The sequence below is a fragment of the Virgibacillus sp. 7505 genome (assembly GCF_002272135.1).
Classification (GTDB): Bacteria; Bacillota; Bacilli; order Bacillales; family Amphibacillaceae; genus Terribacillus.
In genome coordinates this window covers 1-228 of the sequence record NZ_NPBF01000355.1, presented here as the reverse complement: position 1 = coordinate 228, position 228 = coordinate 1, and the positions used below count along the sequence as shown (strand labels likewise).

The window sequence follows — 228 nt, the reverse complement described above, 5'->3', positions numbered from 1 at the left end:
GTATATGAATGCTGCCCAAGCCGGCGTTAATGCGCTTTGCATTTTGACGGTAAGCGACCACATATTTAAAGAGGAAGAAACAACAGCTGAAGAGCGGGAAACCTCGTTCACGAACATGATGGAAATCGCCCTAGAACTAGCCTAGTCGTACAAAGCCCGAGGCACAAGCCCCTCGGGCTTTTTTAGTGTTTAACAAAGCAATTATAGGAGCGTGCTGTCTGCAAGACG

At 47.8% G+C, this 228-nt stretch carries 1 pseudogene; it reads left to right on the top strand.

The features are described from left to right. Window positions 1-145 (top strand): annotated as a pseudogene (locus CHH91_RS21360) (purine-nucleoside phosphorylase); the annotation flags it as partial. Between the last annotated feature and the right edge of the window lie 83 nt (window positions 146-228).